We start from the raw sequence: 13099 nt of genomic DNA on the forward strand, positions 1-13099 counted from the left end.
GGGGCGGGCCGCGGGCCCGGGGTCCGGTCTCCCGGGTCCGGTGTCCCGAGGTCGGGGTCCGGTGTCCCGGGACCACGGGCGCGGGCCCGGAGCCGGGTCCGAGGTCCCGGAGCCGGGGTCCCGGACGCGGTCCGCCGCCCGGGCCCGGCCACCGCGGCCGACCGGCCGTCCACAGGCCCCGGGGACCTCTGGCGGCCGGGGCGGCCCCCGCCCTACCGTGGAAATTGGGGGGTCCCGCGGCCCCCTCCGCACAGCGCTGCCCGGGCGCTAACCGCGTTCGAGGGCGGTGCCGATGAGCCCGATCGGCGGGGAGCCGAGGTCGAGCAGCGCCCGGTGGAACCTGGGCAGGTCGAACCCCTCCCCCCACTGCTCGCGGGCGCGCTCGCGCAGCGCGAGGATCTCCAGCTTGCCCCAGGTGTAGCGGCCGTAGGTGGGGTCGAAGGTCGCCCGGCGGGCCTCGGAGAGGGCGGCGGGCCCCTGGAGCGGGGTGTCCTCGGCGAAGCGGGCGGCCGCCTCCTCCACCGTCATGCCGCCGGTGTGCATGCCGATGGCCACCGACAGGCGGGTGACGCGGATCAGCGCCTCCACCCACACGCCGACCTCGTAGTGGTCCGCGGTCCACGCGGGGTCCCCCAGGCGTTCGGCGGCGTACTCGCCGAAGCCCTCCTCCAGGCACATCTCCTCGGCGTAGTGCGCCCACCCCTCGGCGAAGGTCATCGAGTGCAGGGCGCGGCGCACCTGGCCGGGGGCCCTGCGCAGCGCGCGGCCGTGGGAGAAGTGGCCCGGCGCCACCTCGTGCACGCTCACGGCGGGCAGGGTGGTGTGGCTGAACATCTCCAGCCACTCGCCCGCCTCCTCCTCGCTCCACGCCTTGTCGGGCGGGGTGATGAAGTAGAAGGAGGGGGTGTCGGCCTCCCACGGGCCCGACCACGCCATCATCGCGGTCGCCCAGCGCTGCGAGGGCGGGGAGACGTCCACGCGGCACTCGCCGTCGCTCCACGGGGCCAGCCCGCGCTCGGCGGTGAACTCGACGGCGAGCCCGGTCCAGCGGCGGGCGGCGTCCAGGACCCCGTCGGCGGCCGGGTACTGCCGGGTGAGCTCGCGGGCGAACTCCATGGGGTCGCGGCCCGGGGCCATCCGGCCGGTGACCGCGGCCAGGGCCGCCCGCAGGCGGTCGCGCTCGGCGTCGGCGCGGGAGGCGAGGTCGGCGAGGTCCACCTCGGCCGCCTCGACGGTGCCCATCAGGCGGCTCAGGGCGTCCGCGCCGAGCCGGGCGCTCTCCGGGCCCTTCCGGACCGCCCGCTCCATGTGGGCGACGAGGCGGGCGTGTGCGGCGAGGGCGGGTTCGAGGACGTCGGCGGGGAGATCGTCGGGGAGGCCGTCGGCCACACCCCTCACCGCGGCCAGGAGCGCGTCGGCGACGGGGGCGGGGACCCTGTCCAGGGAGGCGACGGCGTTGTCGACCACGCGCGGCCACTCGGCCAGGTGGGCGACGCGCGCGGCGTCGCGCTCCGCCCGGGGCGCGTACTCGCGGTCGTAGACCGAGACGTCGAGTTCGCCCAGGTGGTGGAGGGGGTTGGAACGGTGCAGCTGGAGTTCGCCCAGCTCGTAGCGGAGCCCCTGCTCGAACGCGGCCAGGTGGGCCTCGTCGTGGGCGTCGGCGACGGGGTCGCCGCCGAGCCGGGACAGCGCGTCCCGGATCCCGTCGGGCGACGTGTCGGCGACCCTGCCGTCGTACTCGTGCATCCCGGAGCCCTCGCGCATGCTCCCGGGCATGAGGTCGGCGAGGGCGCGCAGGCGCGGGGACAGGTCGTCGTGGTGCGGCTGTGAGGACATGCGGCGACTCTAACGGGGTGTCCGGGCGGCGCACAGCCGGGTTTTCCGCCCGGGGCGGTTCGCCCGCAGGGTCGCCCCGCTCGTCCTACCCTCCGCCGGAACTCTCCGGCCGCTCCGGGCGTCTTCTCAGGCGTGACGACCTCAGATCCCGCCGCGTCCGGCACCTCCGCACCCGACGACGCCGGGCGGGAGCCCTCCGCCCCCGGGCGCGCCGCCCCGGGCACCGACGGCTCCCCCGGCGACGGCGCCTCCGGACCGGGAGCCGGCGAGGGCCCCGGCGACACCGGCGGGAAGACCCGCCCCGACCGCCCCGAACGCCCCGAACGGCGACGGCGCCCCCTGCGGCGCCTCGCCCTGCTGGCCGTGTGCGCCGTGGTGGCGGGCTTCCTCCCGTTCGTGTGGCAGGTCGCGAGCACCTCCGGCGACCGCCACACCGCCGAGGGGGTGCCCGAGCGCCCGGTCGCCCTGGTGCTGGGCGCCGGCGTCCGCCCCGACGGCCTGCCGTCCCTGCTGCTGGCCCGCCGCCTCGACACCGCCGCCGAGCTGTACTTCGCCGGGAAGGTGGAGGCCGTGCTGGTGAGCGGCGACAACAGCGTCGACCACTACAACGAGACCGACACGATGAGCGACTACCTGGTGGCCGCCGGGGTTCCGGAGAACCGGATCGCGGGCGACTACGCCGGGTTCTCCACCTGGGACTCGTGCGTGCGCGCGCGGGAGGTGTTCGGGGTGGAGGAGGCCACGGTGGTCACCCAGGACTTCCACCTGCCGCGCGCGGTGCGGCTCTGCCGGGACGCGGGGATCGACGCGGTCGGGGTGGCCGACTCCAGCCTGGAGGAGCGCAGGTTCGCCACCCTGTACGGGTGGGTCCGCGAGGTCCCCGCCGCGGTCGCCGCGCTGGGCACGGCGGTGTTCCGCCCCGACCCGACCTTCCTCGGGGGCTACGAGACCGCCGTGGACGACGCCCTGGCCGCCGACGCGGAATGACGCCCGGGGGCCGCGCCGGTGACCGGGGCGGCCCCCGGACCTCTAGCGGCCTCCGCCGAAGAGGCGTCCGAACAGGCCGCCCGGGGCGGGGGCCTGGGGAGCGGGGGCCGGGGCCGGGGGCGCCTCTTCGTCCTCCCGCTCCTCCTCGGGTTCCACTCCCACCAGGGCGCGGAACTCCTCGGCGGTGTCCGGCAGCGCCCAGGCGTCCAGCGTCGCGGTGAACTCCTCGTCCTCCCACGCGGAGGCGGGCAGCTCGGCGATCGCCCACAGCACCTTGAGGGTCTCCTCGTCGTACTCGGCGCGGGCGTGCTCCTCGGCGCTGTGCCCCTTGGTGCGGGGGCCGAGGACGATCTCCAGGCCGACACCGGTCACCAGGGCGCGCGAGTCGGCCTCCTCCTTGATCAGGCCGGGCAGCATGTCCAGGCGCAGCCGCCGCGCGCGGCCCCCGGCGCGGCCCAGGGCCAGGAAGCCCAGGACCTGCGGCGAGCGCCCGCCGCAGTGCGGCCACGACTCGTTGAACAGGCCCGCGTAGCCCATCGAGGTCCCGCCGCCGCGGCCGATGCGGCGCAGTGCCTCGCGGGGCGTGTCCTCCCCGTGGATGAGCACGAGCGACACCGACGCGGCGAAGGAGTTGTAGAGGTTCCCGCCCGCCATCTGGTGGGTGAGGGCCACGGTCGTGTCGATGTCGGCGGCGTCGGCCACCAGGCCCAGGGCGAACAGCTCCGCGGGCAGCGGCTCGCCGCTGTCCAGCCCTCCGCTCATCACCTCCCGCAGGCTCGTGGGCGCCTGCGGGGCGGGGCGCAGGTCCTTGGCGAGCAGGACCTGGGAGGCTCCGGTGATCTCGGAGGCGATCCGCTCGGAGTCGTCGGTGAGGAAGGCGAGCAGATAGCTGACCCACTCCCCCGCCCGGTCCAGGCCCCCGCGGTTGACGCCGCCCTTGAGGAGGGTGACCAGGTCGGGGACGCGGGCGAGGACGGCCTCGTAGGTGTCCAGCTCGGCCTGGAGGAGTGCGGCGCCGTTCGGCTGCTCCATGACGGCGAGCCGGTTGCGCATGCGGAGGTGGTGCTGCTCGTCCGGGGCCTCCTCGGCCCAGGCGCGGTACTGCTCCCGCACCTTCTCCACGTCGGTGGACGTCGCCCACGCCACCTCGTCGCGCCACTGGCCGAGGTCGCGGACCTCGGGGAGGCGGTCCTCCGGGTGGCCGGCGACCAGCTCCAGGAGCAGGCTCAGGGGACGCCAGCGGTCGGTGGGCGGGGTGCCCTCGGCGCAGGCGGTGTCGACCAGGAAGTCGACGATCCTGGGCGCGGCGACGTGCCCGGGCGCGGGGAAGTGGACGAGGTCGTGGAGTTCCGACAGTGCGGTGTCGCTCCCGGCGAGTTCGGCGAGCAGTCCGGGGACGCGCTCGCCGCCCTCGGGGAGGAGCGCCGCCCAGTCCACGCTCTCCGCGCCGTCGTGTGGGTCGTTGTCCGTGGTCGCGTTCATGGGCCCGATTATCCCGGCTCAGCCGGATCGCGCGAATCGGCGGCGGCGTCGACCTTCTCACGCCCCCGCGGGGAACCACGTGCCCTCCTCCGGGACGAGGGGTGGTCGTACCCTTCCCACTCCTTCGAGGGAGCCCCCCGCCGGGGCGCGGTCACGCCTCCTGGTGCGCGGGCGCGGGGCGCAGCACCGCGTCGCGCAGGGCCTTGACGGCGGCGCCGACCTCACGGGCGTAGCCGATGAGGGTGGAGCGGCGGCGGGCGCCGAGGCTGGGGTCCCCGACCCCGACGGCGTCGATCCCCGCGGCGCGGGCGAGGGCGACCGTGCGGGGCAGGTGGAAGGACTGGGTGACCATGGTGGCCGCGCGGACGCCGTGCAGGTCGCGCACCCGGACGCAGGTGTCCCAGGTGCGGTAGCCGTACCGGTCGGCCTCGATCCGGTCGGCGGGCACGCCGCGGCCGACGAGGTAGGCGGTCATCGTGTCGGTCTCGTGTCCGGAGACCTCGCGGTTGTCCCCGGAGACGATGATCCGCCCGACCCTGCCGTCCTCGTAGAGGCGGACGGCCAGGTCCAGGCGGCGGGCGAGCAGGGGCGAGGGCCCGTCCTTCCACGCCGCGGCGCCCAGGACGACGGCGACGGGCCGGTGCGGGACGGCGCCGGGGTCCTTGCGGCGCCCGGCGCTGGCCAGGTAGGTCCAGGCGTAGGGGGCCAGCGCCAGGGCGCACGCGCCCGCTCCGACCCCTGCGATCCACCAGCCCACGCGTGCCGCCTCTCCGGTTGTCGGCGCGCCCCGCGGCGCGCCGCACCCATCATGGCGCACGGCCGGGCACGGCCGGACGGGGAGTCCGGTCCGCACGGGGCCGACGGGGCGCGGAAGCAGTGGACCGGGCCGGGGCGGGGAGGGGTGGGAGCAGTGCGCCGGGACGCGGCGAGGGAGGACGCGGGTGCGGCCGGAGCGCGACCGACGGGGCCCGGGAAGCCGCGGGGACGGGCCGTACGGGGCCGCCGGGCGGGGCGGCGGGGCGGGAGCGGCGCCCCGCCCGTGCGGGCGCCGGGTCAGGCCCCGCGGCCGCCCCAGGAGAAGGGGCGCTTGTAGCGGACGCGCAGGCCCCCGCCCTGGCACGAGCCGGTGACGACGAAGTGCGGTGCGCCCTGCTTGCGCATGGAGTCGACGTCGGAGCGCTGTGAGCCGAACCAGGAGGCGTCGCAGTCGACCGAGGCGGTGGCGCCCTCGGGGAGGATCAGGTCGGCGCTGCCCCAGGAGGCGTCGACGTGGACCTCGGTGACGGGGCTCGTGAGGACGGCCTCGCGGAAGTCGAGCCGGGTGGAGCCGTACTTGTTGTGCGCCTCGACCCGGTGGGGGACCTCCCATGCGCCCTTGCGGACGATGGAGCTCCCTCCGCCCTTGAGGACCATGGGGTCGCCCTGGGGCCGGGCGACCACCCCCGGGACCGTGCCGGGGACCGAGGGCAGCGGGGACGCCGCACCGCCGGGGGCGGGCAGGTCGGAGGTGAGCGGTTCGAGGTCGGCGTAGGTCTTGGCCGCGTAGGTGGCGTTGAGCCGTTCGTCCAGCTCGTCGAGGGTGATCCGGCCCTCGGCGGCGGCTTCGCGCAGGACCTCGGAGACCTGGTCGCGCTCAGCGTCGGATATGCGCATCCGGCTCATGTCGTTGGGGGCCACTGTGCTCGTCCCGGTCCTTTCCGCTCTTTTGTCACCACCAAGGTAGAGCATGGGGTGTGACGGTCACGGAGTCGAGCGGCGCCGGGGCCCTCGGGTCGGCGAAGGTTGGCCGCGCCACCCGCTTTGGAGAGGGTGGGGACTGGGTACCGCTTCTCTAGAGCGGTCCGGGAGCCAGAGCGGTTGAGGACTCTGCCGGGGTAGGACGGACCCCGGCAGAGTCCTGAACCACACGTGGTTTCCGCCCCCCGTGCGCTCTACGATCTCGCGCGGGGGCGCCGTCTGCACAGAGCGTGTCCGAAACCGGCCACAACGTGTACCCCTCCCGCGGCGACGGACCCGGTTCCGCGACGGTCACACGTTCCCCCTCTCCCGCCGGGTTTCGGTCGTACCCTTCCCTGACGACAGTTCTTCCTCACTGTCCCCACGGATCCCACTCCGAGCTGGCAGTCTCGCCCTCTGTTACTCAATTTCGGTCAGGTACATAACCCCCATTACGGACACCAGCCCTTCGCACAGAACCGCAGGTCGCGGAGCCCGCACCGCGGCCCCGCGGAAAAACCCGCCCAGCACCTCGAACGCGCTTGCGCAAAACACCCTCTGAACAGGGGTTATATGAACCCCGAAAACCCCTCGCAACCCGGCGGGAATCGCCCCCGGGGCGGCGTTTGCCCAAATTCGCCACCGAGCATGTTTCAGGTGAACGCGACGGTCGCCCGACCGGCTTCCCCTCGCGCGACACCATCCGCTCCGACCTCCTCAGCACCGCAGACACCACTTGGTCGAAGACCGGAGGAATCCACGACGTGTCCGCCCTTGCGATCGCCCCGACGTTTCTCAGCGACTTCACCCGCCTCACGCCCGACGTCCAGCTCGACACCCTGGCCGTGATGCGCGCCTGCCAGGCCGGGGACGACCCCGACCTGGAGGCCGTCGCCGGCGCCGCCGACCCGCGCGTGCGGGTCGTCAGCATCGCCCCCGACTGGACCGGCGTCGTCGTTCCCGACCCCGACGGGGAGGGACGCGGCGAGCCCGGAGAGGACCGCCCCACGGACGGTACGCACTACCGGCTCATCACCGTGCGCCCGCGCGACGAGGCGCTCCGCTTCGCCCGCGGCCTGCGCCCCGAGGTCCTGGAGTCCCCCGGGGCCGGAGCCGTCGACCCCACACCCACCGGCCCGCCCGAACTCGCCGACGCCCTCGCCGCGCCGTTCGACCAGTGGCAGATCACCCTCCACCCCGACCAGCACCGGATCACCGAGGCCCGCTTCAAGGGGTCGGCGCAGATCACCGGGGGCCCGGGGACGGGCAAGACCGTGATCGCCCTGCACCGCGCCGCCCACCTGGCCGAGCACGACGCCGCCGCCCGTCCCGGGGACCCCCGCGAGGCGGTGCTCCTGACCACCTACAACCGGGCCCTGGCCCTGTCCCTCTCCGAACGCCTCGACCAGCTGCTGCCCGACCCCGGCGTGCGCGCGCGGGTGCGGGTGGCGACCATCGACAGCCTCGCCCGGTCGGTCGTGCAGTCGCACAGCAGCGTCGCGCCGCGCATGGTCGGCAGGGACGAACTGGCCCAGCGGTGGCGTGCGGTGGCGCTGGCCGACGGCCTGCCCTTCTCCGGCCGCTTCCTGGTGGACGAGTGGGAGCAGGTCATCCTCGCCAAGGGGCTGGAGCTGCTGCCGCAGTACATCCGCTGCGAGCGCAGCGGCCGGGTGCAGCACCTGGCCCCGGAGCACCGCCGCCAGGTGTGGGAGACCGTGCGGCGCTACGTCGGCGCCATGCGGGTGGAGGGGCTGTGGTCCTACCCGCAGCTCGCGGCCGAGGCCGCCCGCGTCCTGGGCCGCGGGGCGCCGCTGTTCCGGCACGTGGTGGTGGACGAGGCCCAGGACCTGCACCCGAGCCAGTGGCGGATGCTGCGCGCGGCGGTCCCGGAGGGCCCGGACGACCTGTTCGTCGTCGGCGACCCGCACCAGCGGGTGTCCGACAACCGGGTGTCGCTGGCCTCGCTCGGCATCAACGTGCGCGGGCGCGGCCACCGGCTCCGGACGAGCTACCGCATCACCCAGGAGATCCTGGACTGGAGCATGCCGATCCTGGGCCGCCGTGCGGCGCTGGGCATGGACGACAACGCCGACACCCTGGCCGGGTACCGGTCCCTGCTGCGCGGGCCCGCGCCGGTGGTGCGCGGCTGCGACGACCGCGCCGAGGAGCTCGCCGCCCTGGGCGACCGGGTGCGGGCGTGGCTGGAGGCCGGCGTCGAGCCGGCCGAGATCGCGGTGGCGGGGCGCAACCACTGGGTGGTGCGCGGCATCGCCAAGGAGCTGGAGGCCAGGGGGATCCCGACCGCGCCGCTGGAGGACGGCGGCGACGCCGCGGCGGTGCGCGTGGGGACGATGCACCGGCTCAAGGGCCAGGAGTTCCGCTGTGTGGCCCTGGTCGGGGTCAGCGACCACCTGCTGCCGCCCAAGGCCGCGATCGAGGCGGCCGACGGCGACCAGGTAGCGCTGGAGCAGGCGTTCCAGCAGGAGCGGACGCTGCTGTTCGTGGCCTCCACACGGGCCCGCGACGCGCTGTACGTCTCCCACGTGGGCCGGGCCAGCCGCCTGATCACCGACAACTGGTAGTCCGCGGTACCAGCGGGGCGTCGCCGTCGGCGGCGCCCCGCACCCGTGCGCTGCCGACCGGACGTGAGCGCTTCGGACCGCTTCGCCTCCTCGGCGCCCCGCGCCCGTGCCCGCCGGGGCGGGCGCGGGGCCGCCCCGGCCGGGCGGCACGGGGCCCGCCCGGGGAGAACGGCGGGGCGCCGCTCCACAAGCCGCCCCCGCCGACCGCGCCCCGGAGCCGGGACCGGTCCGTGTCAGCCGCCTCCGCCGTACTGCCCGTTGAGGTTCGGGATGGTCATGCTGTCGGTGCCGGCCATGGGGTTGTCCACCTCCACGTCGGTGACGATCATGAACGGCAGCAGCAGCGGGGGCGGAAAGTCCGGTGTGAAGGTCAGCGGGATCCCCAGGAGCCGCACGTGCATGCGTGTGATGTGCAGGCGCACGTCACCGGTCAGGTTCATGGTGGGCAGGCCCAGGCTCATGCGGGTCCCCCCGTCCTCGAACCACAGCTCGCCGTTGTCCACGTCGGCCTGGCGCATGCTGAGCATGATGTAGCGCCGCGGACCGTCGGCGGTGGGGCACTCGACGACGCCGTCGTAGCGCGCCCCCCTCATGGTGAGCGTGTCGGCGGTCAGGCCGGACGTGCGGACCGAGCCCTGGAAGCAGTCGTGGTCCTCGTCGACGGGGACCTCGGGGAGTTCGCCCTCGTCCCGTGCCGCCCGGCAGGCCTCCACGGCCTCCAGGAACTCCTCCTCCGACCCCGCCAGCGCGGACTCGCCGGAGAGCAGTTCGCAGGCCGCCGGGTCGGCGCCGGTCTCCTCCTCCGGTTCCTCCTCGGGCTCCTCGTCCTCCCCCGGCTCCTGCGGCTCCCCGTCCTCGCCGGGGTTCCCGCCCGGTTCCGGGGGTTCGCCGGTCGGTCCGGCGGAGGGCTCCTCCGAGGGGTCTTCCGAGGGGGCGTCCTCGGGCTGCTCCTCCCCGCCGCCCGGCGGGGCGAACCAGTCCCAGGGCCAGCCCAGGGTGGGAGCGGGGGCTCCGGCCAGCACCACCGCCACGGCCAGCGGCAGCGCCAGGGCGGCGAGCGGCCCGGTCCTCGGGCGCGGGTCGGCGACTCCGCCCTCCCCCGGGGCCCCGGCCGTGCCCCGGGAGGCGCCGCCACCCCCCGCGGTCGCGTCCGCGGAGTGCGGGACGCCGCCACCGGCGCCGTCGTCCTCCTCGGAGGGACCGGCGCCCGGGACTCCCTCCGCCGGCCCGGGGCCGGAGGCGTCGGCCTCCTCAGGCACGGGACCGGAGGCCCCGGCCGTCGCGGCCCGGCGGCGCCCGCGGGAACGGCGGCGAACACCGGGGGCCCACGCGAACACGAGGGAACCGCCGACGATGCCGAGCAGCATCCCGATGACGAACCCTCCGAAGTTGGAGGTCACGAAGGAGACGAGGGCGAGGGCGAGCCCGACCAGGCCGAAGAAGACGTGCTGGGCGGGCTGGAGCCAGCTCAGCGCGCCCAGGGTGATCAGCAGCGCCGCGATGAGGGCGCCGGACACCCCGGCTATACCCGCGTAGACGATCAGGTCGATCGGGAGGATCAGGCTCTGCGCGGCCGGCGCCAGCAGCAGCTCGACCCCGGCGGCGACGAGGAGGACACCGCCCCAGAACGGGCGGCTGCGCCGCCAGTCCCGGAAGCGTCCCCGTCCCGTCCGGAGGAGGGTGAGTGCGTGGGTCATGGCATCAGAAGCACTCGTGGGCGCCGGGCCTGATCGCCAGGCTCAGGCCGGACAGGCGCAGCGAGCCGGAGGTGACGGCCCACGTGGTCATCTCCATGTCGGAGACGGTGATGGTGTCGGCCTGGAGGCCGAAGCCGCCCGCGGGACCCTGGCCGTTGTCGGCCCTGTCCAGCGTGCTGGCGTCGCGGCCGATCTCGATGGCGCCGAACTCGGCGTTGCCCTGGAGCTGCTCGATGTCGATGACGAGGTTGGTGCCCTCGACGGGCGTGGTCTCGCCCGCGTTGATGACGAGGGTGGCCTCGCCGATGGGCAGGTCCCAGAGGGAGGACATGCACAGGTTCGTCAGCTCGGCCGTGTTGACCGAGGAGAGCCCGACCGGCCGGGTGGAGCCGTCCACCGAGGTGGCGACGTCGCCGAACTGGGTGAACCCGTGTCCGGCGAGCTGGTCGGCGGACATCTTGAAGCTGTCACCGGAGACCGCGAAGGACGCGGCGAGGAGGCCCTGGGTGGTCATGCCGCCCAGGACCGCGGCGGCGGCGAGGCCGGGGACCACGACGAGCGCGAACCTGCGCCACAGGGTGCCTCCGCCGGCTTCGTGCTGCTCAGGCGCGTCCCGAGACGCCTCAGGCGCCTCGTCGGAAGCCTTGGGCATGAGTACCTCCAGTGTTCCGCCGCCGGGGGCGGCGAGGGGAGCGAAACTTGCGCCGGAGCACGCCACGCGTGTTACATGGAACACACCCTACTCGGCGGTAGTGACGAACATTACAATATCGAATGTCACATTTCTAGATGACACATTCAATGTTGCGGACTCGTATCCGGCGCACTACGAGGCCCGTGACTGACCCGGAGAGAGATCAGCCGTGCCCCCAGAGCGCAGAGCAGAACCATCCGCCGCCGCCACCGAGGAGGACCCCCGCTTCGACTACGACGTCATCGTCGTGGGGTCGGGATTCGGCGGCTCCGTCAGCGCCCTCCGCCTCACCGAGAAGGGTTACCGCGTCGGTGTCCTCGAAGCGGGCCGACGCTTCACGCCCGAGACGCTCCCGTCCTCGTCCTGGGACCTGAAGAACTTCCTGTGGGCCCCGCAGGCCGGCCTGTACGGCATCCAGCGCATCCACCTGCTGCGCGACGTGATGATCCTCGCCGGGGCCGGGGTGGGCGGCGGCTCCCTCAACTACGCCAACACCCTCTACCACCCCATGGACCCGTTCTTCGAGGACCCCCAGTGGGGGCACATCACCGACTGGAAGACGGAGCTTGCCCCGTTCTACGACCAGGCCCGCCGGATGCTCGGCGTGCGCACCAACCCCACCGTCACCCCCTCCGACGTGCACCTGAAGGCGGTCGCGGAGGACATGGGCGTCGGCCACACCTTCCGCCTCACCCCCGTGGGCGTGTGCTTCGGCGACGGGGAGGACGGCGACGGCGCCAAGGCGGCCCCCGGGGAGTCCGTGGGCGACCCCTACTTCGGCGGCGCGGGGCCCGAGCGCCGGGCCTGCACCGAGTGCGGCGAGTGCATGACCGGCTGCCGCCACGGGGCCAAGAACACACTGACCGAGAACTACCTGTACTTCGCGGAGCGCGGTGGCGCCGACATCCACCCCCTGACCAGCGTCGAGCGCGTCCGCGAACTGCCCGGCGGCGGCCTCGCCCTCGACACCGTCCGGACCGACGCTCCCCGGCGGCGGGAGAACGCCCGCACGTTCACCGCGCGCGGCGTCGTGGTGGCCGCGGGCACCTACAACACCCAGACCCTCCTGCACCGGATGCGCGACTCGGGGCTCCTGCCCCGCCTGTCCGCCAGGCTCGGCACGCTCACCCGTACCAACTCCGAGGCGCTCGTGGGCGCCATGAGCAAGCAGGTGCCGCCGCCGGAGGACCTGACGCACGGCGTGGCCATCACGTCCTCCATCCACCCCGACGAGAACACGCACATCGAACCGGTCCGCTACGGCAAGGGCTCCAACGCGATGGGGCTGCTCACCGCCATGCAGGTGCCCGGCGGCGGGAGGATCCCGCGCTGGCTGCGGTTCATGGGGCTGGCGGCGCGCCACCCGTACGTGTTCGTCCGCAGCTTCTCCAACCGCCGCTGGTCGGAGCGGGTCATCATCGGCCTGGTGATGCAGTCGCTGGACAACTCGCTGACCACCTCGGTCCGCAGGGGGGTGTTCGGCGGCCGGAAGAAGCTCACCTCCCGGCAGGGGCACGGCGAACCCAACCCGACGTGGATCCCCAAGGGCCAGGAGGCGGCGACCCGGCTCGCGAAGCGCATCGACGGTTTCCCCGGCGGCACCTGGGGCGACGTGTTCGACATCCCGATGACCGCGCACTTCCTGGGCGGCTGCCCGATCGGGGACAGCCCGGAGAGCGGCGTGATCGACCCCTACCACCGGCTGTACGGGCACCCGGACATCCACGTGGTGGACGGCTCGGCGGTCAGCGCGAACCTGGGCGTGAACCCGTCCCTGACGATCACCGCGCAGGCGGAGCGGGCGATGTCGATGTGGCCGAACAAGGGCGACGATGACCCCCGGCCGGAACAGGGCGCCGGCTACCGCCGGGTCCGGCCGGTCCTCCCGCGGTCCCCGGCCGTCCCCGCCGGGTCGTTCGCCGAGCTGCGGTTCGGCACGACGCTGCCCCTGGCGGTGGTGGACGCCTCCTCCCCCGCCGGCGAAGAGGTCGAGGCGAAGGTCGAGGCCGTGGCCGTGGAGGTCGCGGAGACGGTGGAGGCGGCCGAGGGCCCCGGGGACGGCGAGCGGGGATGAGCGCCGGTGCGGGGCCGGACCACCCGGTCCC

Annotated in this window: 9 protein-coding genes; 3 read left to right on the forward strand and 6 right to left on the reverse strand. The window is 74.6% G+C overall.

The genetic code is table 11. From position 1 onward, the window contains the following. Window positions 1–267 precede the first annotated feature (267 nt). Window positions 268–1836, reverse strand: a complete 1569-nt coding sequence (locus ACWGL3_RS25665; RefSeq protein WP_452461885.1) for a DUF885 family protein — start codon at window positions 1834–1836, stop codon at window positions 268–270. 132 nt (window positions 1837–1968) lie between these two features. Between ACWGL3_RS25665 and ACWGL3_RS25670 the strand changes: the two genes are divergently transcribed. Continuing rightward, on the forward strand, window positions 1969–2823 hold the full coding sequence (locus tag ACWGL3_RS25670) for a SanA/YdcF family protein (RefSeq protein ID WP_346660217.1): 855 nt from the start codon (window positions 1969–1971) through the stop codon (window positions 2821–2823). A gap of 42 nt (window positions 2824–2865) precedes the next feature. Here the strand turns inward: ACWGL3_RS25670 and ACWGL3_RS25675 are convergent, their stop codons facing one another. The 3 genes from ACWGL3_RS25675 to ACWGL3_RS25685 form a co-directional block, all read right to left on the reverse strand. After that, window positions 2866–4305, reverse strand: a complete 1440-nt coding sequence (locus tag ACWGL3_RS25675) for a hypothetical protein (protein ID WP_452461886.1) — start codon at window positions 4303–4305, stop codon at window positions 2866–2868. 151 nt (window positions 4306–4456) lie between these two features. Beyond that, entirely contained in the window at window positions 4457–5062 is a 606-nt protein-coding gene (locus ACWGL3_RS25680) for a SanA/YdcF family protein (protein ID WP_355014591.1), read from the reverse strand. A gap of 296 nt (window positions 5063–5358) precedes the next feature. Further along, window positions 5359–5982, reverse strand: coding sequence for a DUF1707 SHOCT-like domain-containing protein (locus ACWGL3_RS25685; RefSeq protein ID WP_267946209.1), 624 nt, complete (start codon window positions 5980–5982; stop codon window positions 5359–5361). 803 nt (window positions 5983–6785) lie between these two features. Between ACWGL3_RS25685 and ACWGL3_RS25690 the strand changes: the two genes are divergently transcribed. Further along, window positions 6786–8603 carry a UvrD-helicase domain-containing protein gene (locus tag ACWGL3_RS25690; RefSeq protein WP_267946210.1) on the forward strand — a complete coding sequence of 606 codons (1818 nt, stop codon included), beginning with the start codon at window positions 6786–6788 and terminating at the stop codon, window positions 8601–8603. Window positions 8604–8836: 233 nt separating this feature from the next. On the opposite strand, the gene ACWGL3_RS25695 is transcribed toward ACWGL3_RS25690, so the two are convergent. Further along, window positions 8837–10300 (reverse strand): DUF6114 domain-containing protein, encoded by a 1464-nt coding sequence (locus ACWGL3_RS25695; RefSeq protein ID WP_452461887.1) that lies wholly within the window; start codon window positions 10298–10300, stop codon window positions 8837–8839. 4 nt (window positions 10301–10304) lie between these two features. Next, a complete protein-coding gene (locus ACWGL3_RS25700) occupies window positions 10305–10952 on the reverse strand; it encodes a DUF6230 family protein (RefSeq protein WP_267946212.1) in 648 nt (215 codons plus the stop codon). Between the two features lie 211 nt (window positions 10953–11163). Here ACWGL3_RS25700 and ACWGL3_RS25705 point away from each other — a divergent pair, with 211 nt between their 5' ends. Then, window positions 11164–13068 carry a GMC oxidoreductase gene (locus ACWGL3_RS25705; protein WP_452461888.1) on the forward strand — a complete coding sequence of 635 codons (1905 nt, stop codon included), beginning with the start codon at window positions 11164–11166 and terminating at the stop codon, window positions 13066–13068. Window positions 13069–13099 lie beyond the last annotated feature (31 nt).

The organism is Nocardiopsis sp. NPDC055824 (assembly GCF_053616335.1).